The 23996-nt window shown below is 51.0% G+C and carries 23 protein-coding genes; 11 read left to right on the forward strand and 12 right to left on the reverse strand.

The features are described 5' to 3' along the window. The first annotated feature begins 97 nt into the window (after nt 1–97). From yajC to H8K43_RS05365, 7 genes are all read left to right on the forward strand, one after another. Entirely contained in the window at nt 98–421 is a 324-nt protein-coding gene (gene yajC / locus H8K43_RS05335) for a preprotein translocase subunit YajC (protein WP_162020438.1), read from the forward strand. 77 nt (nt 422–498) lie between these two features. Continuing rightward, nucleotides 499–2373 carry a protein translocase subunit SecD gene (secD, locus tag H8K43_RS05340; protein WP_186902866.1) on the forward strand — a complete coding sequence of 625 codons (1875 nt, stop codon included), beginning with the start codon at nt 499–501 and terminating at the stop codon, nt 2371–2373. A 23-nt stretch (nt 2374–2396) separates the two neighbouring features. Continuing rightward, a complete protein-coding gene (gene secF / locus H8K43_RS05345) occupies nt 2397–3335 on the forward strand; it encodes a protein translocase subunit SecF (protein ID WP_186902867.1) in 939 nt (312 codons plus the stop codon). Nucleotides 3336–3630: 295 nt separating this feature from the next. Next, a complete protein-coding gene (locus tag H8K43_RS05350) occupies nt 3631–4920 on the forward strand; it encodes an efflux RND transporter periplasmic adaptor subunit (RefSeq protein WP_186902868.1) in 1290 nt (429 codons plus the stop codon). Next, nucleotides 4917–8012: an efflux RND transporter permease subunit gene (locus H8K43_RS05355; protein ID WP_186902869.1), complete on the forward strand. Its 3096-nt coding sequence runs from the start codon at nt 4917–4919 to the stop codon at nt 8010–8012. Before H8K43_RS05350 ends, H8K43_RS05355 begins: the two co-directional genes overlap by 4 nt. A 297-nt stretch (nt 8013–8309) precedes the next feature. Beyond that, entirely contained in the window at nt 8310–8852 is a 543-nt protein-coding gene (locus H8K43_RS05360; protein ID WP_186902870.1) for a hypothetical protein, read from the forward strand. Nucleotides 8853–8854: 2 nt separating this feature from the next. Next, the gene (locus H8K43_RS05365) at nt 8855–9856 is read left to right on the forward strand and encodes a hypothetical protein (protein ID WP_186902871.1); all 1002 of its coding nucleotides are present in this window, start codon (nt 8855–8857) and stop codon (nt 9854–9856) included. Between the two features lie 52 nt (nt 9857–9908). Here H8K43_RS05365 and H8K43_RS05370 read toward each other — a convergent pair whose 3' ends face one another. The 5 genes from H8K43_RS05370 to purB all read right to left on the reverse strand — a co-directional run bounded on the left by H8K43_RS05370 (nt 9909) and on the right by purB (nt 13945). Beyond that, nucleotides 9909–10337: a MarR family winged helix-turn-helix transcriptional regulator gene (locus tag H8K43_RS05370; protein ID WP_230403675.1), complete on the reverse strand. Its 429-nt coding sequence runs from the start codon at nt 10335–10337 to the stop codon at nt 9909–9911. 156 nt (nt 10338–10493) lie between these two features. Further along, on the reverse strand, nt 10494–11060 hold the full coding sequence (locus H8K43_RS05375) for a YceI family protein (protein ID WP_162020444.1): 567 nt from the start codon (nt 11058–11060) through the stop codon (nt 10494–10496). Between the two features lie 23 nt (nt 11061–11083). Then, a complete protein-coding gene (locus H8K43_RS05380) occupies nt 11084–11659 on the reverse strand; it encodes a YceI family protein (protein ID WP_186902873.1) in 576 nt (191 codons plus the stop codon). Between the two features lie 9 nt (nt 11660–11668). After that, nucleotides 11669–12214, reverse strand: coding sequence for a cytochrome b (locus H8K43_RS05385; RefSeq protein WP_186902874.1), 546 nt, complete (start codon nt 12212–12214; stop codon nt 11669–11671). Nucleotides 12215–12577: 363 nt separating this feature from the next. Further along, nucleotides 12578–13945 (reverse strand): adenylosuccinate lyase, encoded by a 1368-nt coding sequence (gene purB / locus H8K43_RS05390; protein ID WP_186902875.1) that lies wholly within the window; start codon nt 13943–13945, stop codon nt 12578–12580. A gap of 396 nt (nt 13946–14341) precedes the next feature. Between purB and H8K43_RS05395 the strand changes: the two genes are divergently transcribed. Then, nucleotides 14342–14950 (forward strand): glutathione S-transferase C-terminal domain-containing protein, encoded by a 609-nt coding sequence (locus tag H8K43_RS05395; RefSeq protein WP_186902876.1) that lies wholly within the window; start codon nt 14342–14344, stop codon nt 14948–14950. Between the two features lie 67 nt (nt 14951–15017). On the opposite strand, the gene bfr is transcribed toward H8K43_RS05395, so the two are convergent. The 6 genes from bfr to asd all read right to left on the reverse strand — a co-directional run bounded on the left by bfr (nt 15018) and on the right by asd (nt 18256). Beyond that, nucleotides 15018–15494 carry a bacterioferritin gene (bfr, locus tag H8K43_RS05400; RefSeq protein WP_186902877.1) on the reverse strand — a complete coding sequence of 159 codons (477 nt, stop codon included), beginning with the start codon at nt 15492–15494 and terminating at the stop codon, nt 15018–15020. Between the two features lie 74 nt (nt 15495–15568). Next, entirely contained in the window at nt 15569–16237 is a 669-nt protein-coding gene (locus H8K43_RS05405; protein WP_186902878.1) for an energy transducer TonB, read from the reverse strand. Between the two features lie 8 nt (nt 16238–16245). Beyond that, nucleotides 16246–16482, reverse strand: a complete 237-nt coding sequence (locus H8K43_RS05410; RefSeq protein WP_186902879.1) for a (2Fe-2S)-binding protein — start codon at nt 16480–16482, stop codon at nt 16246–16248. A gap of 29 nt (nt 16483–16511) precedes the next feature. Further along, nucleotides 16512–16835, reverse strand: a complete 324-nt coding sequence (locus tag H8K43_RS05415) for a hypothetical protein (protein ID WP_186902880.1) — start codon at nt 16833–16835, stop codon at nt 16512–16514. A gap of 77 nt (nt 16836–16912) precedes the next feature. Then, entirely contained in the window at nt 16913–17107 is a 195-nt protein-coding gene (hemP, locus tag H8K43_RS05420; RefSeq protein ID WP_162020453.1) for a hemin uptake protein HemP, read from the reverse strand. 294 nt (nt 17108–17401) lie between these two features. After that, nucleotides 17402–18256, reverse strand: coding sequence for an archaetidylserine decarboxylase (gene asd / locus H8K43_RS05425; RefSeq protein WP_186902881.1), 855 nt, complete (start codon nt 18254–18256; stop codon nt 17402–17404). A gap of 272 nt (nt 18257–18528) precedes the next feature. On the opposite strand from asd, the gene ahpC reads away from it, so the two are divergent. The 3 genes from ahpC to H8K43_RS05440 all read left to right on the forward strand — a co-directional run bounded on the left by ahpC (nt 18529) and on the right by H8K43_RS05440 (nt 23011). Beyond that, a complete protein-coding gene (gene ahpC / locus H8K43_RS05430; protein ID WP_162020455.1) occupies nt 18529–19092 on the forward strand; it encodes an alkyl hydroperoxide reductase subunit C in 564 nt (187 codons plus the stop codon). Nucleotides 19093–19336: 244 nt separating this feature from the next. Beyond that, nucleotides 19337–20884, forward strand: a complete 1548-nt coding sequence (gene ahpF, locus H8K43_RS05435) for an alkyl hydroperoxide reductase subunit F (RefSeq protein WP_186902882.1) — start codon at nt 19337–19339, stop codon at nt 20882–20884. A gap of 303 nt (nt 20885–21187) precedes the next feature. Then, nucleotides 21188–23011 carry a hypothetical protein gene (locus H8K43_RS05440; protein WP_186902883.1) on the forward strand — a complete coding sequence of 608 codons (1824 nt, stop codon included), beginning with the start codon at nt 21188–21190 and terminating at the stop codon, nt 23009–23011. Nucleotides 23012–23135: 124 nt separating this feature from the next. On the opposite strand, the gene H8K43_RS05445 is transcribed toward H8K43_RS05440, so the two are convergent. Beyond that, nucleotides 23136–23948: a prohibitin family protein gene (locus tag H8K43_RS05445; protein ID WP_186902884.1), complete on the reverse strand. Its 813-nt coding sequence runs from the start codon at nt 23946–23948 to the stop codon at nt 23136–23138. Nucleotides 23949–23996 lie beyond the last annotated feature (48 nt).

Consider the following 23996-nt stretch of genomic DNA (forward strand, 5'->3'; position numbering starts at 1 on the left):
ACAGGTATTTACCATCCTGCTTATCTGGAATTGCAACGAAAACAGTATGTCGGTTTGATCACATACTGTGGATTATTACAACGATTGGAGTCTGAACGTGTTTATTTCTAACGCTTACGCGCAAACTGCGGGTGCAGGTGTCGATGGTGGTCTGATGAGTTTCTTGCCACTGGTGTTGATGTTTGTGGTGCTGTATTTCCTGATGATACGTCCACAGATGAAGCGTCAGAAAGAACAGAAATCCATGATGGATGCGCTGGCTAAGAACGATGAGGTCGTGACCGCCGGTGGCATACTGGGTCGTGTGACCAAGGTGAACGAAAGCTATGTCACGCTGGAAGTCGCTAACGGTACCGAAGTCGTGGTGCAGAAAATCGCGATTTCGACTTTGCTGCCAAAAGGCACAATCAAGGCGATTTAAGCTCATCATACAGGCAACGCAGTCCATGTTTATTGTGGACTGCGTTGTGCTTTTCAGCATCCCATTCTTAGATAATTATGAATCGCTATCCACTCTGGAAGTATGTCCTGATCCTGATTGCCCTGCTGTTCGGTGCTTTATACACGGCGCCTAACTTCTTTGGTGAGTCTCCTGCGGTACAGATCAGCAGCGCCAAGTCGACCGTCAAGATCGATGAAAGCATGAGTAAACGCGTTGAACAGGTGCTGCAACAGGCGGCACTTAAAGACAGCGGTATTTTTTATGATTTCAACGGTATGCAAGGCTCGGTACGTGCGCGTTTCGCCGATACAGATACCCAGTTCAAGGCCAAAGACGCACTCGAAAAAGCGTTGAATGCTGATCATAATGATCCCACCTATACCGTTGCATTCAATCTGTTATCGAATACGCCGAAATGGCTGCAAAGCATCCATGCACTGCCTATGTATCTGGGTCTGGATTTGCGTGGTGGTGTGCACTTCCTGATGCAGGTTGACACCAAGGCAGTCATGAACAAGCGGATCCAGGGTTTGCAATCCACAGTGAAAACCAGCTTGCGTGATAAAGAAATCCGCTATGCGGGTCTGAGCCGCGATGGTGACGTGATTTCTGTCAAGTTCCGTGATGCAGAAACCCGTAGTAAGGCGAAAGCTGTACTGGCTGACCAGATGCAGGACGTCAGTTTGCAGGACGTGCCAGAGTCGACTGAATTCGAAGTAAAAATCGCACTCAAACCCGAGGCATTGAAAGCCGTCATCAGTGAGGGTGTGAAACAGAATATTACGGCCTTGTCCAAGCGCGTAAATGAGCTTGGCGTGGCTGAACCTATCATCCAGCAACAAGGTCCTGACCGCATCGTGGTGCAATTACCTGGTGTGCAGGATGTGGCGCGTGCTAAAGAAATTATCGGTCGCACTGCAACGCTGGAAGTCCGTGTACTGGATGAAAGCGTACTCGGCGCGGTTGATGAAAATACACCGGCTCCGTTTGGTGCAGAACGCTTCCGTTCTGACCGTAACGGCGAATGGCTGATGCTGGTCAAAGATCCTGTGGTCACAGGTGATTACATTACCGGTGCTACCGCCAGTTTTGACCAGAACCAGCAGCCAGCGGTATCGGTTGAACTGAATGGTGACGGTGGTCGCAAAATGCGTGACGCAACCCGTAGCCGCGTCGGCAAACGCATGGCCATCGTGCTGTTCGAAAAAGGCAAGGGCGAAGTTCTGATTGCGCCGACTATCCAAAGCGAACTGGGTTCCCGCTTCAATATTACCGGTATGGGTACGCCTGCAGCAGCAGCCGATCTGGCGTTGTTACTGCGCGCCGGCTCGTTGGCGGCACCGATGGAAATCATCGAAGAGCGCACCATAGGACCGCAACTGGGTGTGGAAAACATTAAGCAAGGTAAGAATGCCACGCTGTATGGTTTTGCTGCGATCTCGGTATTCATGATTGCCTATTACATGCTGTTTGGTTTCTTCAGCGTGCTGGCCTTATCGGTTAACTTGCTGCTGCTGGTGGCGATACTGTCGCTGATGCAGGCAACCCTGACCTTACCTGGTATCGCGGCGATTGCGCTGGCGCTGGGTATGGCGATCGACGCCAACGTGCTGATTAATGAACGTATCCGTGAAGAGCTGCGTGCTGGCCGTGCGCCGCAAAAGGCGATAGAAGAAGGTTTTGCGCATGCCTGGGCGACGATTCTGGATTCCAACGTGACGACCATGATCGTCGGTCTGGCCTTGCTGATATTTGGCTCTGGCGCTATCCGTGGTTTCGCCGTGGTGCACTGCCTAGGTATTCTGACCTCGATTTTCTCATCCGTGTTTGTCTCGCGCGGTGTCGTGAATCTGTGGTACGGACGTAAGAAAAAACTGAGCGCAATTTCTATCGGTCAGATCTGGAAACCCAGCGAAGACGCTGCGAAGTAATTTAAAGGACACAGGCATTTATCATGGAATTATTCCGCATTAAAAAAGACATTCCTTTCATGCGCCATGCGCTGATTTTCAATGTCATCTCCGCACTGACTTTTGTCGCTGCTGTGTTTTTCCTGGTACAAAAACAACTGCATTTTTCCGTCGAATTCACCGGTGGTACGGTGATGGAAGTGAGCTACACCAAGGCGGCAGACGTGGAGGGGATCCGCCGTACCGTCGATAGCCTGGGCTATGTAGATGCTTCGGTGCAGACTTTTGGTAAGGCGCAGGATGTGGTGATCCGCTTACCGCTGTCAAAAACCCTGAGTTCCACGCAGCAGGCAGATCAGGTCATGGCGGCGCTGGTTGCTAAAGATCCTGATGTCAAAAAGCAGCGTGTAGAACAGGTCGGTGCCCAGGTGGGTGATGAGCTGGCCCACGATGGTCTGATGGCCTTGTTATTTGTGGTACTGGGCGTGATGGCCTATCTGGCGATACGCTTCGAATGGAAATTCGCGGTGGCAGCGATCGTCGCAAACTTGCATGACGTGATCATTATTCTGGGCTTCTTTGCTTTCTTCGAATGGGAATTCAACCTGTCCGTGCTGGCTGCGGTGTTAGCGGTGTTGGGTTACTCGGTCAATGAATCGGTGGTTATTTTTGACCGTATCCGCGAAAATTTCCGTAAGCAGCGCAAGATGTCGGTGACAGAAGTGATCGACAATGCGATTACCAGCACCATTTCACGTACCATCATCACGCACGGCAGTACGCAGATGATGGTGTTGTCCATGCTGCTGATCGGTGGCCCGACGCTGCATTATTTCGCTATGGCGCTGACCATCGGTATCTGCTTTGGTATTTATTCCTCGGTCTTCGTGGCGGCAGCGATTGCAATGTGGCTGGGTGTGACCAGAGAAGATCTGATCAAGCCGGTTAAAGAAAAAGACGATACAGACGGTGCCGTTGTATAAAACATGTCTTTATCGTGTAACGGAAAGTATCTACACTGAAAGCCAGCGGAAACGCTGGCTTTTTATTTGTTAGCATACAAAATGTATGCAAGCCGTGCACTTCAGAGTGAAACATCGGCGAAATGAGCGTTTGACGCTAAGGTGTTCTTAGCTCGCTAATCGCCCTGATCCCGTTCGCGAAACCGGTATTGTTACTTCACTTACCGGAATTGACCGCAAATCAGCATAGGTTCCGCGAACTTTATGTCTCTAAGGCAGTCCTAGCGTCCGCGAAGTAAAAAAAGAATTGAAAAAAATGAGCCAACTGAAAACCATCACACTCGTTGCGGCGATCGCCGCTCTGTCCGCTGGCGGCTATTATGCGTACCAGTCATCTGCATCCAAAAATCCTGAAAGCGTTAATACGAAGAACGCTGACGCCAGCGCAAAATCATCGGCATCGGCTTCCGCCAGTGCCTTGGCTGGTAAAGGCGATAGCCGCCCGGTCAGTGTCTCTACCATACTGACGCAGAAAAAAGATTTCCCGGTTCGTCTGCAGGCTAACGGTGTGGTGTCCAGTCTGAACACCGTCGATATCCGGCCGCAGATCACCAGCACTGTCACCCGTGTGCATATCAGGGAAGGGCAGTTTGTACGCGCCGGTGAGTTGTTGTTTACGCTGGACAGCCGTAATGACGAAGTGAACCTGGCTAAGGCGCAGGCGCAGCTGGACAAGGATATGGCCACACTGGCTGACTTACAGCGTCAGTTGGTACGCAGCAAGGATCTGGTCAGCAAAAAATTTGTCGCGCAAAGTGCGCTCGATACCAGCCAGACTCAGGTCGATGCGCAGCAGGCAGTGATCGCAGCGGATAAGGCCGCAGTGAATGCCGCTAGGGTCGCGCTCAGCTACAACCGCATCGTGGCGCCCGCATCCGGCCGTACCGGCATCATCAGCGTATTTGTGGGGTCTCTGGTGCAGCCCAATGCGACGGCTGCCGCGATGGTCACCATTACTCAGATCGATCCGATAGCTGTGACTTTCCCGCTGCCGCAGCGCCATTTGAACGATGCCCTGCAAAGCATGCGCAATGCAGACAGCTTTGTGCAGGCCAGTCTGCCGGATGGTCAGGGTAAATATAAGGGCAAATTACAGTTTGTTGATAATGTGGTTGATGCAGCCTCTGGTACCGTTAAAGTCAAAGCGGTGTTTGATAATAAAGAGATGAAGTTATGGCCCGGCGCTTACGTCAATCTGGACATGAGTGTGCGCACCATTAAGGATGCCGTGGTGGTACCGCAGGATGCGATTGTGATCGGTGCACGCGGTAAGTCGGTCTATGTCGTGAATGCAGAGTCAAAAGCCGAAGTGAAACCTGTGACTGTGCTGGAAAGCTATGGCAACGAAGCGGTAATTTCCGGTGTTGAGGCTGGCGTCAAGATTGTATTGGATGGCAAGCAGAACCTGCGTCCCGGTGGCCTGGTGAAAGAGCGTAGTGCGGATGACAAAGACGCCGCTAAAGCTAAGGATGGCAAAGAGGCCAAAGAAGGCAAGCCAGCCAAAGCCGCTGAAGCACACAGCGCCTCTGCAGCGAGTGCATCATGAATTTATCTGAGTTATTTATCCGCCGTCCGGTGATGACGGTATTACTCAATCTGTCTATCGTGCTAGCGGGTATTCTGGCCTACCGCTATATCCCGATTGCGGCTTTACCCAGCTATAACACACCCGTCATTAGCGTGAATGCCAATCTGCCGGGTGCCAGTCCTGAAACGATGGCGACTTCGGTCGCTCTGCCATTGGAAAAGCAGTTCGCTACCATACCCGGCTTATCTGTCATCAGCTCCAGCAATACGCTGGGTAATACCTCGCTGACGCTGGAGTTTGATCAGAACCGGAATATCGATGCCGCTTCGGTTGATGTGCAAGCAGCCTTGCTGCGCGCCCAGCGTTCGCTGCCGATTGATATGACGTCGCCCCCTTCTTATCGCAAGGTGAATCCGGCCGATGCTCCGGTCTTGTTTATTGCACTGACTTCACCTTCTCTGAGTCTGGCTGAACTGACTAACTTTGCCGAGCATCTGATTTCGCCCAGCCTGTCTACGCTGGAAGGGGTGGCACAGGTCAATATCTTCGGTATCAAGCGTTATGCGGTGCGTATCCGCGTGATGCCGGATGCACTGGCTGCGCGTAATCTGACCCTGGATGACTTGTCGACCGCCATCCGCACCTCAAATGCGAATACCCCGGTTGGTACGCTGGATGGTGACAAACAAACCCTGACCCTGACTGCGAATAAGCAATTGCAAAGCGCACAGGAGTTCGCCAATCTGGTGGTCAGCAATAAAGGTGGTCAGGTGGTGCGTCTGCGCGATGTGGCCAACGTCGAAGACAGCTACGAACAGGTAAAAACCAGCGCCAACTTCAATGGCGAGAGCTCGATTACGCTGGCGATTCAGCGCCAGTCGGATGCCAATACCGTGAAAGTGGTGGATTCGATCAAGGCTGCCTTACCGGGTTTCAAGGCCCAGTTGCCTGCTTCGGTGAATATGAATCTGGTCAATGACCGTTCAGTCTCTATTCGCGACGCCTTACACGACGTGAACCTGACGCTGCTGTTCACGATTTTCCTGGTGGTGCTGGTGATTTTCCTGTTCCTGCGCCGCATGGTTGCCACCCTGATTCCTACGCTCTCGCTGCCAGTTTCGCTGGTCGGCGCGATCAGTCTGTTATGGGGCTTTGGTTATACGCTGGATAATGTGTCGCTGCTGGGTCTGACGCTGGCCGTTGGTCTGGTGGTGGATGATGCGATTGTGATGCTGGAAAACATTATGCGTCACGTCGAGAATGGCGAAGAACCGTTCAAGGCTGCATTGCAAGGCTCACGCGAAGTCGGCTTCACGATTATCTCGATTTCCACTTCGCTGATTGCGGTGTTTATCCCGATTTTCTTTATGCCTGGCGTGATCGGTCAGTTATTCCATGAGTTCGCTGTGATCGTCAGTCTGGCGATTGTCGCTTCCGCCTTTGTCTCGCTGACCCTGGTGCCTATGCTGGCCAGCCGCTTTTTGAAGAATGAACATGAAATGGCTGCGCCACCGCGTTTGGTCGGCGCCATGTTAGGTGCGTTTGAACGTGGCTTCGATGCGTCCCTGCGGGTCTACACACGTGGCCTGGACTGGTCACTGCGCTATCGCAAGCTGATTTTGTTACTGGCGTTGGCCACCTTCATAGCGACAGCTTATCTGTTTAATGTGATTCCTAAAGGCTTCTTCCCGCAAGAAGATATAGGTCAGATTAATGTGACGACTGAGGCGGCTGAAGACACCTCTTTTCCTGCCATGGTGGTGTTGCAGGATCGCGTGGCGAAGATCATACGCGATGATCCGAATGTGGCGACTGCCACCTCCTTCAATGGCGGTAGCGGTGCGCAGAATAATGGACGTATGTTTATCAATCTGAAGCCACGCGATCAGCGTAAGCCGATGAAAGAAGTGGTCGATGGTTTACGCAAGAAGGTCGCGGCTGTTCCTGGTATCACGGTATTCCTGCGTCCTACCCAGAACTTACAGCTGGGTGGCCGCCCGAGTAAGAGTCAGTATCAGTACATCCTGCAAAGTGTGGAAGCGGGTGAACTTAATGACTGGGCGCTTAAGCTGGTGGATAAACTGCGTAATGATCCCGGTTTTAAAGATGTGACGACCGACTCTCAGCTCAAAGGTTTGCAGGCCTCGATCGATATTGACCGTGACCGTGCGAATAGTTTGGGCGTGGGCATGGACAGCATACGTTCTGCGCTATACAGCGCGTTTGGCGAGCGTCAGGTATCAACCATGTATACCAGTGTCGACAGCTATTCCGTGATTATGGAACTGGCTGCCGAAGCGCGTAAAGATGAGAGTGCGATCAATGGTATCTACGTGCGCAGCAATACCGGCACGCTGGTGCCGCTGAACAGTATCGCCACGGTCAAACGCACTGTAGGACCGACCTCCATCAACCACGTCGGGCAGTTACAGGCTGTGACGGTGTCCTTCAATCTGGCACCTGATACGGCGCTGGGAGAGGCGACCAAGCGCATAGAACAATACCGCGAACAGATTAAATTGCCGCCTTCGGTGATTACTTCTTACGGTGGCGATGCTGCGGTGTTTAAAGACTCACAGTCTGGTCAGGTGGTGTTAATCGTTGCGGCTTTGCTGGTGATTTATGTACTGCTGGGCGTGCTGTATGAGAGCTATATCCATCCGATTACGATCTTGGCCGGTTTGCCATCGGCTGCAGTCGGCGCGCTGATTACGCTCAAGTGGTTTGGTGAAGATCTGACGCTGATCGCAACCATAGGCATATTGCTGCTGATAGGTATCGTGAAAAAGAATGCGATCATGATGATCGACTTTGCTTTGGATGCGCAGCGTCATCAAAACATGACACCGGCAGAAGCGATACGCGAAGCCTGTATCCAGCGTTTCCGTCCGATTATGATGACTACACTGGCCGCGCTGGTAGGCGCTTTGCCGATTGCACTGGGGCTGGGCGCCGGTGCTGAACTGCGTCAGCCGCTGGGCCTGGCAGTCGTCGGCGGCTTGATTTTCTCGCAGGCGATTACGCTGTTCATTACGCCAGTGATTTATCTGGCGTTGGATAAATACAGTGGTTCCGGGCCGATAGTCGGCGACCGTTTGCCGGGGCGATAGTCCTTAGCTGAGCAAGGAAAAAAAACGGCACCTGAATTCAGGTGCCGTTTTTTTATTTGATTACAGAAAATCATAATTCGTTGAAAGTTACACTTATAAAATATCTCATAATGTTGTATTTTTGTGTCAAAAAGTATCGTTAATATTGATTTATTGCATTTTTAATTGTGCTTATTGAAATTAAATAGTTATATTTATATTGATGAATATCATCATTCTAAGATTGACTCTGCAGCTCAATAGTGGCTTTTTGCATAGCTTTTCGTTCTTTTTTATAAAAATTTACTTCTGTTAAAAATGTATACACAAAATAAAAAAATAATTTCTGCTTTCTTGGCTGTGGTGCTTCAGTTTTCTATTTTTAATAGAGTAAATGCTGAAGTTCAAACTGTGATAATTGTTGGAGTAAATGCACAAACATTTGGTGAGTCAGGAATAGGTAGTGGTGGAGAGGGCGGTGGATGTGGTAGTCGGCCAACAGATTGTGATTTTATGACCATGCCTGAGCAAGAGAGAAGTGTAGAGATTGTTGCAGATGCCAGTAAATACGATGTGCGCTGTAGGCAAGACAAATATAGCAATGTCACATCCCTTGATAGCATTGAATCGAGGAAAGAGGTGGCTAAAGAAGTATTTAAATGGGTAGATTTCACGCAGTTAAGTGTGGTAAACGGAAAAAATGCATTTAAAGTTACCTATGCTGATGGCGGATTTGATTGGTGGTACTTCGAAATAGTTAACCCTTGGAGTACTGGCTTTCGAATGACTGGTGAGCTTGCAAAGCGCGTTGTTGCTGATGGTGTGATTCGCCCAAATCCCAAATGTACACAACAAGGATGAGCATGACGCCTGCTTTGAAATTTGCCGGCATAGGTGCGATCTGCGTATCTATCGCTACCTTGAGTTATCTGACGATGTCCAGGTATACCGAAGAAGTTCAAACTACTGCGCCTGCCCAGCCAGTATCGGGCTACGCTCAAAGCAAACAGGACAGCTCTGCCGTTGGCGTGCCTGATGGCAGCGTGAATGAGCAGCGGCCCGCCGACCCCACAACGACACAGCATCCTTTGCAGAGTGCTCGGGCTGCTCAGCGCTTTCAGGAAAGTAAAAATCTATATCTGTTAGTGGAGCAATTACGTGCAGATAAAGTGACGGGGGCGGTCGCTTACGAAGCGGAGGCGATGGAGCGTTGTATCGGATTCATCGGGTATAAGCCCGCTTATGATGGCAAAGGTGATAGCAAGAATTTTTCCAGAAAAATTGAACTGGCGCGCCATTGGCAAGAACGCTGTCAGAACTTCACTGAACGCGATTTACGCAGGCGTATCGATTATGATGCGCCTGATTATGGAGACAGACGACGTAGTGATGATTACATAGCGATTAACCGGGGCATAGATAAAGTCGACCGGAGTGATCGCGCTGCAAAGCGAGCCTTCGTACGGCAGTGGCTGGCTACCCAGGACCCCTTTGTGATCGATCGTATGGCCAGCAAAGTATTGGGCTTAAGTGAGCGGGAAGTGGAGGGGCGCAGATCGCGTTACTGGTTTGATGGAAAATTGCTCACACCCGATGAAACCTTTCTATATCAGTTATCGGTGGATTTATTCGCTTGTTATCTGGGTATGGTTTGCGACAAATACGAAGGCTTTGTGGCTCAGTTTTGTATAGAACTTAATCAGTGCTTTGACAGCCGCTTTGATTATATTCGTCTCTATCGTCTAGGCAAAGGAGCGGAACAGGAATACAAGAAAGTGCTGAGTTATGCGGAACGTGCAGTCGCTGCGATCCGGCGTCAGGATGTCGATGTATTTTTCCGTCCGGACGATATACCTGAGCAGTAAGCATGGCGTGATGTCGCACAGCGGTCGCAACAATTCCTGTTGCGATCAGGTGCTAATCGGTCAGCTTGGTACGGGATAACGAAGTATCTTCATTGCCCAACTCGGCACCCAGATGCTGCTTCAGCTTGCTCAAAGCCGCTTCCAGCTGCGCGAAATCTTCCTCGCTATATGCCTGAAATCTGACTGCACCAGCTTCTACCACTTGCGGGAAAATCTCTGCAAAGCGTTGTTCACCTTTAGCCGTGAGCTGGATGAAAAAATGGCGTCGGTCTTCGGTGCTGCGGCTGCGTTGTACCCAGCCTTGCTGTTCCAGACGATCAACCACGCCGGTTAAGGTGCCTTTGGTGATCAGGGTTTTTTCACCGAGTTCTTTGCACGTCATTCCTGGCGTATTGCCTAGCGTGGCGATGATGTCGAACTGAGATGGTGTGAAGCCGAAGCGCCGCACATTGCGCGCGGATGCGTGTTCAAACAATTGCATGCATTCCGATAACAATCGTATGCTGCGCAGATAAGTCTTATTCATAATGAAGAGAAGTGATACTGATCTGAGCAGACTTTGGTGATCTGCTCAGATCAGTATTTTGTCACCGCGGCGCAGGCCGCTGTGACAAAACATGAAGCTGCCGCTGGTGGATTAGTCAGCGCGGATCGCTTCAACCTGGATCGCCAGGCGGACTTCCGGTGCGAAGCGTGGCAAGCCGTAGTTCAGGCCAAAATCAGAGCGCTTGAATTCTGCCGTTGCGTCGGCACCGCAGACTTCTTTTTTCAACATAGGATGCTGGATGCATTTGAACTTGTTGATTTTCAGTGTCAGCGGTTTAGTCACGCCTAACAGGGTGAATTCGCCTTCAACCGCAACTGGTGTGTCGCCATCAAATTTGATGGAGTTACCTTTGTACGTCGCAGTCGGGAATTTGGCGACATTGAACATGTCCGGGGACTTTGCATGTTCATTCATTTTTTCGTGACCGAAATCAACCGAGTTGGCATCGATAGTGATGTCAACGGTACCGGTTTTTGCCGCACGGTCCAGTGTGACTTTGCCGCTGGATTTATTGAACTTGCCGCGCCATACCGAGATGCCGAAGTGATCGGCTTCGAAGCTAGGGTAGGTGTGGCCAGGTTCGATGACATAGCTGTCAGCGAATGCTGGGGCTGCGCTCAGCAGCAAAGTGGCGGCGATCAGTTTAGTCAATTGCATGGGATAGCTCCTGTGTGAAAAACTTAAGGTTGTGTGACTACATGAAATTTAATCGTGACTTCATCGGCGACCATACTGGTATCTTTCCATTCACCTTCACCGATGTTGTAAGTCAGACGTTTAATAGGTAAAGCACCATCGAAAATCTGCTTGCCGCCCTCTTGTTTGATCGTGACCGGGAAGCTCACATTGCTGGCCTTGCCTTTGATGGTCAGGGTGCCGCTGACATCCAGTTTGCCGGCACCAGCTGGTTTCATCGAGGTACTGGTGAAGCTGGCTTTAGGGAATTGCGCCGCGTTAAACCATTCTTTTTTCAAGACTTCTTTGTTGTATTCGGCATCGCCCAGATCAAAGCTGTTGAGCTCGATTTCCACATTCGCTTTGGAGCTTTCAGGTTTGGCGGCGTTGTAGTCGATATTGGCGCTGAATTTTTTGAATTTGGCATCGACCGGTACATTCATTTGCTTGAATACGATATTCACCTGGCTCTTGCTGGCATCAACTTTCAATACGGCGGCAAAGGCAGGAATGGCCAGCACAAGGGCAGCCAGGCTGGCGGCCCAGCGGGTACGGCGTGACAGATTGGATAAGCGTTTCATCAGATTTCCTTATGGGTTGGATTTGCCTGGCATCATGCGGCGCATCAAGCCATCTTTGTCGATGACCTGGTGCTTCACAGCGGCTGCGATATGCAGCAAGACCGTGAACAGCATGAGGTTGCTGAGTATTTCGTGAACTTCTTTCAGGGTGTGTTTCAATTCCGGTGCCGGAGCGATGATGCTGGGCAGCTCGATCAGACCCAGGTAGACCACAGGATAACCGGCTGCGCAGGTATAGACATAACCCGACAGCGGAACGGCAAACATCAGAAAATATAAAAATACATGGGTGCCGTTGGCGACCTTCTTTTGCAACTCACTCATATGCGCCGGGTAGGCGGGTGCCTGGGTCAGCAAACGGCTGATCAGACGCAGTGCGACCAGACCCAATACCGTCACCCCTAACCATTTATGATAAGAGTAGTATTGCAGTTTAGTCGGGCTGATGCGCATATCGGTCATGATCGTGCCCAGCACAAAAGCAGCGACGATCAGCAGAGCCACCAGCCAGTGCAGGATGATGGTTGGGGTCGCATAGCGGGTCTGATTACTCATAGTCTTTCCTTAAAAACTGACACAAAAATTATTCTGACATGACGTGCAGAAGCAGAGTATGCGCTTATTGCGGTCTTGGGTCATGGCGCAACTTTTGTGGACAGATCACTGTCTAATACTTCACTGAACTTTTAAAAAAAATAATTAGTTCGCATTAGGACTAATATAGCAAAAAAAATGAAAGTGTGCTGAGCAGGCCAGATTTTTGGACTTGGCACACAGGCAGCGTAGTAAAGAAATGCAAAAAAGCCAGTCTGCAATTCACTGCAGACTGGCTTTTTGCTTGCTAATGACTCCAGCTGACTATGTGCGTTGCGCTGACGATCAGCGCGATGCACATCGCTTAGACTCGTTTGCTCAGGCTCAGATCGCTTTGGCGAGCTTAACGGCGATACCGGTGTAGTTGGCCGGTGTCATGGCCAGCAACAAGTCTTTGGCTTCTTGTGGGATTGCCAGGCCTTCGACGAATTCACGCAGTGCTTGCTTAGAAATGCCTTTGCCACGGGTCAGTTCTTTGAGCTGTTCGTAAGGATTTTCTATGCCATAACGACGCATGACGGTTTGCACCGGTTCAGCCAGCACTTCCCAGGTTGCATCCAGATCCGCAGCCAGACGCTCAGGATTGGTTTCGAGTTTATTCAAACCACGCAGGCAGCTGTCATAAGCGAGCAGGGTGTAGCCAAATGCAACGCCGATATTGCGCAATACGGTGGAATCGGTCAGGTCACGCTGCCAGCGCGATACCGGTAATTTTTCCGACAGATGACGCAGCAGGGAGTTGGCCAGGCCCAGATTACCTTCGGAATTTTCAAAGTCGATAGGATTAACTTTATGTGGCATGGTAGATGAACCGATTTCGCCAGCCTTGGTTTTCTGTTTGAAATAGCCTACCGAGATATAACCCCAGATGTCGCGGTTCAGATCGAGCAGGATGGTGTTGACACGTGCAAACGCATCAAACATTTCAGCCATGTAGTCATGCGGTTCGATCTGGATGGTGTAAGGGTTGTAAGTCAGACCCAGACGCTGTTCGATCACGTTTTTGGAAAAGTTTTCCCAGTCATACGATGGGTAAGCAGATAAATGCGCGTTGTAATTGCCGACCGCACCATTCATCTTGCCGAGTATTTCTACCTGTTCTATGCGCTTGACCGCACGTTGCAGACGCGCGACTACGTTGGCAACTTCCTTGCCCAGGGTTGTCGGGCTGGCAGGCTGACCGTGGGTGCGTGACAGCATAGGCACTTCCGCATTCAGATGCGCGAGTTCAGTCAGTTTGCTGATGACTTTTTGCAGCGCCGGTACCATGACCTGATCACGTGCTGTTTTGAGCATCATGCCATGCGAAGTATTGTTAATGTCTTCTGACGTGCAGGCAAAGTGGATGAATTCGCTGGCGGCTGTCAGTTCTGCGGAGCTGGCGACTTTTTCCTTGAGCCAGTATTCGACCGCTTTCACGTCGTGATTGGTGACAGCTTCGATTTCCTTGATGCGTGCCGCATCCGCTTCGGTGAACTCTGCCACCAGTTTGTCTAACAAGGCATTTGCTTCGGCCGAGAACGGTTTGATCTCATCAAAGCCAGCCTGGGATAAGGCTTGCAGCCAGGAGACTTCAACTTTGACGCGATGATGCATGAAGCCAGCTTCAGACAAGGTGGCACGCAAGGCATCAACTTTTGCGGCATAACGGCCATCAATAGGGGAGAGGGCGGACAGAGAGGATAAGGACATGATCACTCGATTTTGTAGAGAAAAAATGGGAACTGCCGTTGCAAAATCTCCCTCAGGCTTTTCTTGCTCAGCGCATTCTTTCCAAATTATTGCCACATGGAATGAAGCCGCGCAGAAAAGTTGACTTGGTGCAAAAGTCTCATGGAAGGCTTGCGCAAAAAACAACAGAACGAATGAAATTTTTGCCAAACTTGCCAGAGCTCATGTTCACTGGGTAATCATGGTGAAATGATCTGAATGCTGGGAGTTCTTGCATGAATGCGCGGATTTTACCATTTTGTACGCTGAAAATCTGAACTTTCCCCTTTGTGTTGCAATGCAATAGGTATTTTCCCGCGGCAAGGGAGAGGCATTTGCCGATGGTATAATCGATGCTAAATTAATTTCTCAGAAACTATGAAACTCTTAGGCTCTACGACCAGTCCATTTGTGCGAAAAGTCCGTGTTGTTCTGGCGGAAAAAAAACTCGACTACAGTTTTATCCTTGAAAACGTATGGGCGGCAGACACGACCATTCAGCAGTCCAATCCTTTGGGGAAAGTTCCTTGTCTGCTGATGGAAGATGGCGCGGTGATGTTTGATTCACGCGTGATTGTGGAGTATCTGGATACCCTGACGCCGGTTGGCAAGCTGATTCCTGCGCTCGGCCGCGAACGTGCTGGTGTGAAGTGCTGGGAAGCGCTGGCCGATGGCGTGCTGGATGCGGCTATTCTGATCCGTCTGGAAAAAACCTTGCGTCCGGTGGAGCAGCAAAATGAAGAGTGGATACAGCGCCAGTGGAGTAAGGTGCATGCCGGTTTGAAAACCATGTCGGCTGATTTGGGCGAAGCGACTTTCTGCGCAGGCAATCATTTGACGCTGGCCGATATCAGCGTAGCCTGCACCTTGGGATGGCTGAGTTTCCGTTTCCCTGAAATCGACTGGCGTACGGATTATCCGAATTTGGCCAAATTGTTCGATAAACTGTCTGAGCGTCCTTCGTTTAAGGACACGATTCCACACTGAAGCAGGCTATGCGCCACGCAGCGGTGTAAAAGTAAAAAGGGATGGCCTCGCGGCGCATCCCTTTTTTTTATTCCTCAGCAGACAACTGGGATTGCAGATAATTCTGGATACCGATTTTCTCTATCAGTTCTATCTGGGTTTCCAGCCAGTCTATATGTTCTTCGGTGTCTTCCAATATCATCTGGAATAAATCGCGCGATACATAATCGCTGCAAGCTTCACTGGTGGCGATGCCTTCTTTCACGGTTTTTTGTGCAGCTTGTTCCAGCTTCAGATCGCACTGCAGCATTTCCAGTGTTTCTTCGCCTATCATCAGCTTATGCAGGGCTTGCAGGTTAGGTAAGCCGCCCAGCATCAGGATGCGGTCTATCAGCTTGTCCGCATGCTTCATTTCGCCTATGGATTCCTGGTATTCTTTTTTCGCAATCTTTTCAAACCCCCAGTGCTTATACATGCGCGCATGCAGGAAGTATTGGTTGATTGCACTCAATTCATTGGTTAACTGCGCATTGAGCAGTTTGATGACTTTGGCATCGCCTTTCATTTTCTTTCCTTTCGTAAACGGAACTGGCCCACGCTCACATGATAGCAAGCGCGGGCCAGTGTATGTGGGAAATATCAGGAATCCAGCGAGAAATGGATAGTTGCGGTAGCGATCATCGCCAGTGCTTTGCCATCTTCATGATAAGGCTTAAACACCGCACGCATGATGGCGACTCTGGCAGCATCATCCAGCCTTGGGAAACCGGAAGACTGATGGACTTCAATTTTCTCAGCCTGACCTTTGTCATTGACCAGTACCCGCATCACAACTTTGCCTTCTTCTCCCATACGACGTGACAGCGAAGGATATTCAGGACGCGGTGGGCGCAGATATTCGACCGCGCTGACGGATTTCGGTGTGGCTGGCGCAGGTGGTGTTGGCGTCGCACTGACCACCGCCGGTGCCTCGGTCTTAGGCGGAGGCGGTGCATCATTGACCACCGCAGTAATGCTGTGTGACGTAACCGGAGTATTGACAACTGGGGTAGGGATCACAGGCAGATGGATTTCCGGCTGTTTCAGGCTGACCGGTTTCTCGATGATTTTTGCCGGTGGCGGTGTGACTTGTTTTTCCGGCTGCACAAAGGTCATCACGACCTCTTCCGGAATGACCTTGACCACATGTGAAATCAGGCCATTTTGCAGCGCATAGAATAAGGCAGCGTGTGCCATTACGATGCCTGCCATGGGCAAGAAACGACGCCAGGATGTAGTTTGACCAGACAGGGAGAACTCAGAATTCATGACGGCATTCATGCTGGCATGGCCTCAGATGGCATCTGCAATTTGTGCAGCAAGATTTGTAAGCCGGATTGCGGTGCGGGTTGCTGCGCGCATTCGCGCAATACCTGACGCGCACAACCTGCACATTTGCCACAGCAGGTGCCGACTTCCAGATTGTCACGGATAGCGGCGAAAGTCGTCATGCCTGCATCGTAGGCACGCTGTATCTTTTTCTCTGACACGTTATGGCAAACACAAACTATCATGCAGTCCTCACTGGCTTGTTGCTTTAGGTTCAGGCATTTCCCGGTGTGAGCCAGGAAAAGCGTTTTAATTTGCTGGGTGGTGGCAGATGCTGATCGATCAGCCCTGCCCATTGTTCCGATAACTGCTGGCACGTCGCTCTGACCACGGGTGCTAAATCAGGCAACTCAGACAGAGCTTTCAAATGGCGCTCTATCACTGCTGCCAGCTTCAGGCAAGCCTGGTCTTTATCTGCTGCATTGGCGTTCACGCTGTAATGCGACATCAGATGCAATACGGCGGATACCAATAAATCAGGCTGGGTCGAGCTGCGCTCAGTGGCCGCTGCTGCCTGGGTCAGAGGTTCATACGTCATGGCATTTCTCCATTGAAGGGTATGGTGTCCGACTGGCTGCGAGGGGGAGTCTCACTGGCTGGCTGACCATGCCTGGCTCATGCTGTCAAAATCAACTTATTCAATTGGGTGACACGCAGGCGGTAAATCCGGCCTTCGTGATCGATTTCTAACTCGCGCGACTGTTGCATCAGTTCCTGGCTTTTCAGACGTGGAACAGGCTTGCCATGGACGCTATGCACTTTGGCTGGCAGGGCGGCGGCAAGTGGATTTGTTGTATCAAATTCAGCCATATTCACTCCGGTAATCTAAACGAGAACAATTCTTATTTAGATTATTGTGTAAACCCGAAAAATTTGCAAGCGATTTTCTATCGCAGGAATAGAAATTCACTATCTCTTGTGTAATCGCAAACGAAGCAGGCAATTTGGACTTACGCAAAACCGCCCCAGCGGCGTTATGGCTCCTTGTCGTACACTGCGTACTGCCTGCGTCGCCATGCCTTGCCGGGACAATTTTGCGTAAGTCCTGGTAATAAAAAAACCCACGCTATGCGTGGGTTCGTGTCTTTAGCCTTGGTAAGCCGCTTATTGTGTGGTCTGGCGATCTGCCATTTTTTCACCCAGGCGTACCGGCCGGGCGGCATCCCACTCCGTATTAATAGTCACAGTGGCAGGCGGGAATAACAACACTACTGTCGAACCCAGCAGGAAGCGTCCCATTTCTTCACCCTTTTTGAGCAGGATTTGTTGGGCAGAGTAATCCCATTCCTGGATGTGACCCGGGCGCGGAGGATTGACCACGCCATGCCAGACCGTGGCCATACTGCCAACGATGGTGGCACCGACCAGCACCAGCACGAAGGGGCCGAACTCAGATTCAAAATGGCAGACGACGCGTTCATTCCTGGCGAATAAGCCCGGCACACCGCGCGCCGTGGTTGGGTTGACCGAAAACAGATCGCCCGGTACATACACCATGCGCTGCAGCTTTGCATCGCAAGGCATATGAATACGATGGTAGTCACGCGGGCTCAGGTAAATGGTGGCGAAGTGGCCATCCGTATATCGTGCAGCGGCCTGACTGTCTCCGGCCAGCAAAGCGGTGGTCGAGTAATTGTGACCTTTGGCCTGGAAAATCTGATCTTTTTCAATCGGTCCGAACTGGCTGATGGCGCCATCCACCGGGCAGACCCAGTCTGATTTCGCGAGAGGGCGGGCGCCGGCTTTCAATTCACGTGTGAAAAACTCATTGAAGGAGGCGTAACTGCTGAGGTCGGAATTTTTTGCTTCCTCCATGTTCACCTGATATTTGCCAGCAAACCAGCTGATCAGATGTGTCGTCAGCTTACCTGCGCGGGCATTGGCAATCCTGCCAGCGAAACGGGTCAGAGCAAGTTTAGGCAGCAGATATTGAGGAAGAACGGCAAGTCGATCAGACACAGTGGAAACCCCTGAAATGAATTGGTCGGGAATTATAACGTTGTGCCGTGATAGCGACTATGATTTGTTCATGCTGCAACGCAGATCGGCCTGGTTTTTGACTGCGGTCGCAAACGTATGACACATGCACTTCACGAGTTTGCGGTATACTTGCATCTTGATAGTTAAATTAAATCAAGTTGATAAATTTAATTATCTTTGTAAATGTTGCGCATGATATTAAGATACGCACATTCCCATTCAACAAGACTTTCAACCACGAAGGAAACGCTATGTCTCTGATCAATACAACTGTTAAACCATTCAAAGCAACCGCTTACCACAACGGCAAATTCATTCCGGTTTCCAGCGAAGATCTGGCTGGCAAATGGTCGGTATTCGTGTTCTACCCAGCAGACTTCACGTTTGTTTGCCCAACAGAACTGGGCGACCTGGCTGATCACTACGAAGAATTCAAAAAGCTGGGCGTAGAAATCTACTCTGTTTCTACTGACACACATTTCACACACAAAGCATGGCACGACACATCTGACACCATCGGCAAAATCCAGTACCCAATGCTGGCTGATCCTACACTGCAGATTTCCCGTAACTTCGAAGTACTGATCGAAGAAGAAGGCCTGGCGCTGCGCGGTACTTTCGTCGTGAATCCAGCTGGCGAAATCAAAGTGATGGAAGTGCATGACAACGGTATCGGCCGCGATGCAAAAGAATTGCTGCGTAAAGTACAAGCTGCACAATACGTAGCGAGCCATCCAGGTGAAGTTTGCCCTGCAAAATGGACACCAGGCGCGGAAACACTGACACCATCCCTGGATCTGGTCGGTAAGATCTAAATTCTGATCAAGTAATACCTTACTTAAGCAGGATTCCTCAGCGCCGCATTTCCTGTACCGCGACAAACTGGCTGCAGTCAGCCGGTTTGCCAGCAGCGGCGCTGAGGAGCTATACAGCTCTAAAAAACAGGAAACACAAGACGACCCCAGCGGCCTGATGGCTCGCGATGCTGAGTGCTTTTGATGCACCTCCGTGATAGCCAGCCCTGGACCTCATTTTCTTCATTCCTGAGAAAGAAGCATCATGTTAGACAATACGCTCAAAACGCAATTAAAAGCTTACTTAGAACGCCTGACCCGTCCGCTGCAATTAGTGGCATCGCTGGATGACAGTGATAAGTCCAGGGAAATGCACGAGCTGCTGCGCGAGATCGCTGAGTTGTCTGACAAAATTTCCGTGGTCGAACAACGCGATAATGCAGAACGCAAACCTTCGTTTGCGATCACCTCCCCGGGACAGGCGATTTCCCTGCGTTTTGCAGGCATCCCTATGGGACATGAATTTACCTCGCTGGTACTGGCTTTGCTGCAGACCGGCGGCCATCCGCCGAAAGTCGACGCGGATGTAATACAGCAAATACAGCAGCTCGATGGCGATTTTCATTTCGAGACTTATATCTCCCTGAGCTGCCAGAACTGCCCTGAAGTCGTTCAGTCACTCAATCTGATGGCGGTACTGAATCCGCGTATTAAGTCGGTCACGATAGACGGCGCGCTGTTTCAGAGCGAAGTCGAACAGCGTCAGATCATGGCGGTGCCGACGGTGTATCTGAACGGTCAGGTCTTCGGTCAGGGTCGTATGTCGGTAGAAGAAATACTGGCTAAACTCGATACCGGTGCGACTCAGCGTGCGGCAGAAAAACTGAATGCCAAAGCGCCTTACGATGTACTGATCGTCGGTGGTGGCCCGGCTGGCGCAGCGGCAGCGATTTATGCTGCCCGTAAAGGCATACGTACCGGCGTGGTGGCTGAGCGTTTCGGCGGTCAGGTGCTGGATACGATGTCGATAGAAAACTTTGTTTCCGTGACTGAGACCGAAGGACCGAAATTTGCGGCCGCACTCGAACAGCATGTGAAAACCTATGACGTTGAAATCAGCAATCTGCAACGTGCAGAAAAGCTGATACAAAAAGATGGTATGACGGAAGTGCAGTTAGCCAGCGGCGCAACGCTGAAAGCAAAAAGCGTGATCCTGGCAACTGGTGCGCGCTGGCGCGAAGTGAACGTGCCCGGTGAAAAAGAATACCGTAACCACGGTGTGGCTTACTGCCCACATTGCGATGGCCCGCTGTTTAAAGGCAAGCGCGTAGCAGTAATTGGTGGTGGTAACTCAGGCGTGGAAGCGGCAATCGATTTGGCCGGTATCGTCAGCCATGTCACCTTGCTCGAATTTGCCGCAGAATTACGTGCCGATGCCGTTTTGCAGCGCAAGTTACATAGCTTGCCGAATGTGACCGTGATCACCCAGGCGCAAACCAGCGAGATCCATGGCGATGGCCAGAAAGTGAATGGCATCAGTTATAAAAACCGTAGCGATGACAGTATCCACCGCATAGATCTGGAAGGTGTATTTGTACAGATCGGTCTGGTGCCGAATACGGAATGGCTGAAAGATACGCTGAATCTGTCACGCCATGGTGAAATTGAAGTTGATGTACGTGGCCAGACTTCGCTGCCAGGCGTGTTTGCCGCAGGCGATGTGACGACTGTGCCTTACAAACAAATCGTCATTGCGGTTGGTGAAGGTGCGAAAGCTGCACTCAGTGCTTTTGATCACCTGATCCGCCAATAAACCTATCCACTCAGTCAGCCCTGATCACACGCGGGGCTGACTTCTGCCCCGGTTTTCCATTGAGTTGGAGACCGGGGTTTTTTTATTTTGGGCGTGATATTCGTCAGATTGAACGTGTCTTAAATTACAATAAAGTATGATTGCTAAATAAATAATTGTTATAATGTGTAACTTATATAACAATGGGACTTGCGCAAAATTGTCCCGGCAAGGCTTGGCGACGCAGGCAGTACGCATAGTACGACAAGGAGCCATAACGCCGCTGGGGCAGTTTTGCGTAAGTCCTAAACAATTTGTTTGGCTATGACTCTCTTTCCTCAATGCTTGCGTAATTTTCTCGGCTGGCAATATCCTGAACGGCAATTGATGGTGAGTCTGAGTTTGCCATTGGTGAAGGCCGCGGCCGCACCTGTGCTCAATGATTTGCATCAACTACAAAAAAAGCGCGAAAACGATGAACAGGATGCGGAATTCTTGCGTTTGCTGTTACAGAAGCTGCGCCAGCTGAATCGCTGTCGTCTGCGTGTTGCTGTCAGGGAAGAGTTCAACCATACGCTGGCTGCCTTGTTTTACCCGCTGGCGCAGGCAAAGCTTACGCAGTACGGTAAAGATGGTGGGGTGCCGGATAGTCAGACCCGTGCTCAGGTGCTCGAAATGCTGATCGCAAGCTGTGCTGAATTCGTCAATTCTTATATCGTCATCACCCAGTACTATCAACGATGTTCGCGTTTTCGCTATGCCAGATCCATCAAAAAGTCGGATCTGGCATCGGCCCGGGTGCTGGAATTTCTGAAACTCAAACAAAGTCTGAAAGCCTTGCGTTATCAAGAGCTGAGTCCGCGTGCCTGGGCATTTGCCAATACCCTCATGCATCAGATCGTCGCTGCCGGGCGGCAGGATGAACTCTTGTCGCCGCTGCAGCGTAGCTATGGCAGCGATACCGAGCTGGAGACCATACGCGTGCGTGATGTGTATCTGTCGCTGCACATGGTACAGCGCTTACAGCTCAGTTACTGGCCGGTGCAATGGCAAACCTGGTTGTTGCGTTCTATCGGCCTGGGCGATTTGAAAATTGCGCTGGGCAATGCAGCCTCAGGCGCGCCTTCACGTCATACCTCGCTGGTTTATTGTGGTGATGAGCAGCCGACCCGCTTTGTGGCTGTACCCGGCCAAGCCGGGCCTGCGCCTTTGGTATTGCAGTGGGAGTCTTTGCAGCAGGCGCTGACCTCAGACCTGGCTCAGGTCTTGCGTACGCGCCGTGGGCAAGAGGTTGCTACTTTATCGCGCCATCTGAGTCTGTTTGGTCCTACTGAACGGCTGGCACTGGCGCAGTTACAGTTTGAGCGTTTCATGGCCTACTCGGACAGTGTGGAACCGAAGCTGGATCAGCAGCGAGAAGTACCGGACCTGCGCATTTTTATTGGCTTTCAAAATGTGTTTGCCTTGCTGCGCCATATTGCCAAAGGTGGTGACTGGAAGGCGGTCGGTGAGCGCATGGTGGATTTGCTAGCGCGTCATTCCGCAGTGTTTTCCGATGACGCCGAGGGCAGTGTGCAAAGCTCCTGGACCTTACGTCACCAGGATGAACAGCATCTCTGTTTATCCACTCAGGAAAGTCGCCATACCACGCAGATGCAGATTGGCGACCTGGCCGCTTTTATGCTGGAACAGGCAGACTGGCATGTGCCTAAGCTGGGTGTGATACAACGCATACTACGCCCGCAGAATGGACAACTGCTGATTACGATTAAGTTGCTTTGTGAGAATTCACAAGCCGTTTTGATAGACAGTCAGGCCGGACAGTCTTCTGCGATCAGCCATCACAACACCGATCAGCGTTCTGCGCTAATGCCTGCAATTCTGGGCGGCCGTGAAAAGTTGACGCAACTGTTGCTGCCAGTTGGGGTGCGCACACGTGAAGAGGGGACGCTGCTACTGCAAACGCGTCAGACTCTGGAAACTGCGCAACTGGGCCATATGATCAGCGCGAGTAAGGGATTTACGCTGTATGCCCTGCGGCGTCAGCCGCAAGCCGTGCCAGCCGTGCGCCAGGCAAAACGAGCACCAGCCATTCACACTGCGCAAGGGCTGAGCCTGAGCGAGACTGAAACGGGTTTGCTGCCATAAGTGCTAAGGTGTCCAGTCGCATTTCAGCCTGAACACTGGGCGAATGAGGGGAACTGAACAAAGAAATAGCGGGGCAGCTGGCCCCGCTTTTGAGCAGAATTGAGCAAAATTAAGCAGAAAGATCTCAGCGATTTGTTTCCGCCGCCGCTTTATTGCCGATCTGCAGGAAAGGAATCACGCCACCGGTCGTGGTTGGCAGACGGCCATCCCATTTTTCTATCGCTTTAGCCTGATTTTCCACTTCACGCAAACGCAGCAGTTCCGGTGTGACTTGCTGACGTTGCAGGGCCAGCGCTTCGGCCTCAGCACGGGCGCGTGAGACTTTTTGCTTGGCTTCGACTTCTATCCTTTGCAGATCGCGCTCAGCCTTCATTTTTAACTGATCAGCGGTGGTTTTTGCTTCAATCGCTTCATTGAAGGTCTTGCTGAAGTTGAAGTTGACTATCGAGAATTCATCCACCACCAGGCCGTGTCTGGCCATTCTTTCCTTGAGCGCCAGCACAATTTCATCACGTACCTGGGAACGTTTGGAAATCAGTTCTTCGGCGGTAAAGCGTGCAGTCACTGCTTTCACCGCTTCCTGTACGCTGGGGATAATGATGCGTTCACCCGGCTCATTGCCGAGATCACGGTAGACTGAAACCGCCGCATCGGGGCGTATGTGGTAATTGATGGCGATCTTGGTATGTACGGTCTGCAAATCCTTGGAGGCCGCATCGCCGTCGCCTTCACCTTTCTGTATCGCGACCGAGACTCTGTGCATACGCTGAGCAACTGGCCATACAAAATGCAGACCTTCGCTATACACCTGATCAGACGGTTTGCCAAAGGTGGTCAGCACACCGCGGTAACCGGCGGGTATGGTGGCGAAAGGATTTAAAATCAGGATCAGAAGCAGGACGCCGATTGCAGCGGCGATTTTGGGGAGAGCACGCATGATTTTCCTTGTTGATGTTGTTTGGAAAGCATGCTGAGTATAGTGAGG

This window comes from Cognatundibacterium curvum, assembly GCF_014284235.1.
Classification (GTDB): Bacteria; Pseudomonadota; Gammaproteobacteria; order Burkholderiales; family Burkholderiaceae_D; genus Undibacterium; species Undibacterium curvum.

What these genes read in the sequence shown, in the direction of transcription:
- secD (WP_186902866.1), top strand. Translation starts at nt 499, where the DNA reads ATGAATCGCTATCCACTCTGGAAGTATGTCCTGATCCTGATTGCCCTG.
- secF (WP_186902867.1), top strand. Translation starts at nt 2,397, where the DNA reads ATGGAATTATTCCGCATTAAAAAAGACATTCCTTTCATGCGCCATGCG.
- H8K43_RS05350 (WP_186902868.1), top strand. Translation starts at nt 3,631, where the DNA reads ATGAGCCAACTGAAAACCATCACACTCGTTGCGGCGATCGCCGCTCTG.
- H8K43_RS05355 (WP_186902869.1), top strand. Translation starts at nt 4,917, where the DNA reads ATGAATTTATCTGAGTTATTTATCCGCCGTCCGGTGATGACGGTATTA.
- H8K43_RS05360 (WP_186902870.1), top strand. Translation starts at nt 8,310, where the DNA reads ATGTATACACAAAATAAAAAAATAATTTCTGCTTTCTTGGCTGTGGTG.
- H8K43_RS05365 (WP_186902871.1), top strand. Translation starts at nt 8,855, where the DNA reads ATGACGCCTGCTTTGAAATTTGCCGGCATAGGTGCGATCTGCGTATCT.
- H8K43_RS05370 (WP_230403675.1), bottom strand. Translation starts at nt 10,337, where the DNA reads ATGCAATTGTTTGAACACGCATCCGCGCGCAATGTGCGGCGCTTCGGC.
- H8K43_RS05375 (WP_162020444.1), bottom strand. Translation starts at nt 11,060, where the DNA reads ATGCAATTGACTAAACTGATCGCCGCCACTTTGCTGCTGAGCGCAGCC.
- H8K43_RS05380 (WP_186902873.1), bottom strand. Translation starts at nt 11,659, where the DNA reads ATGAAACGCTTATCCAATCTGTCACGCCGTACCCGCTGGGCCGCCAGC.
- H8K43_RS05385 (WP_186902874.1), bottom strand. Translation starts at nt 12,214, where the DNA reads ATGAGTAATCAGACCCGCTATGCGACCCCAACCATCATCCTGCACTGG.
- purB (WP_186902875.1), bottom strand. Translation starts at nt 13,945, where the DNA reads ATGTCCTTATCCTCTCTGTCCGCCCTCTCCCCTATTGATGGCCGTTAT.
- H8K43_RS05395 (WP_186902876.1), top strand. Translation starts at nt 14,342, where the DNA reads ATGAAACTCTTAGGCTCTACGACCAGTCCATTTGTGCGAAAAGTCCGT.
- bfr (WP_186902877.1), bottom strand. Translation starts at nt 15,494, where the DNA reads ATGAAAGGCGATGCCAAAGTCATCAAACTGCTCAATGCGCAGTTAACC.
- H8K43_RS05405 (WP_186902878.1), bottom strand. Translation starts at nt 16,237, where the DNA reads ATGAATTCTGAGTTCTCCCTGTCTGGTCAAACTACATCCTGGCGTCGT.
- H8K43_RS05410 (WP_186902879.1), bottom strand. Translation starts at nt 16,482, where the DNA reads ATGATAGTTTGTGTTTGCCATAACGTGTCAGAGAAAAAGATACAGCGT.
- H8K43_RS05415 (WP_186902880.1), bottom strand. Translation starts at nt 16,835, where the DNA reads ATGACGTATGAACCTCTGACCCAGGCAGCAGCGGCCACTGAGCGCAGC.
- hemP (WP_162020453.1), bottom strand. Translation starts at nt 17,107, where the DNA reads ATGGCTGAATTTGATACAACAAATCCACTTGCCGCCGCCCTGCCAGCC.
- ahpC (WP_162020455.1), top strand. Translation starts at nt 18,529, where the DNA reads ATGTCTCTGATCAATACAACTGTTAAACCATTCAAAGCAACCGCTTAC.
- ahpF (WP_186902882.1), top strand. Translation starts at nt 19,337, where the DNA reads ATGTTAGACAATACGCTCAAAACGCAATTAAAAGCTTACTTAGAACGC.
- H8K43_RS05440 (WP_186902883.1), top strand. Translation starts at nt 21,188, where the DNA reads ATGACTCTCTTTCCTCAATGCTTGCGTAATTTTCTCGGCTGGCAATAT.
- H8K43_RS05445 (WP_186902884.1), bottom strand. Translation starts at nt 23,948, where the DNA reads ATGCGTGCTCTCCCCAAAATCGCCGCTGCAATCGGCGTCCTGCTTCTG.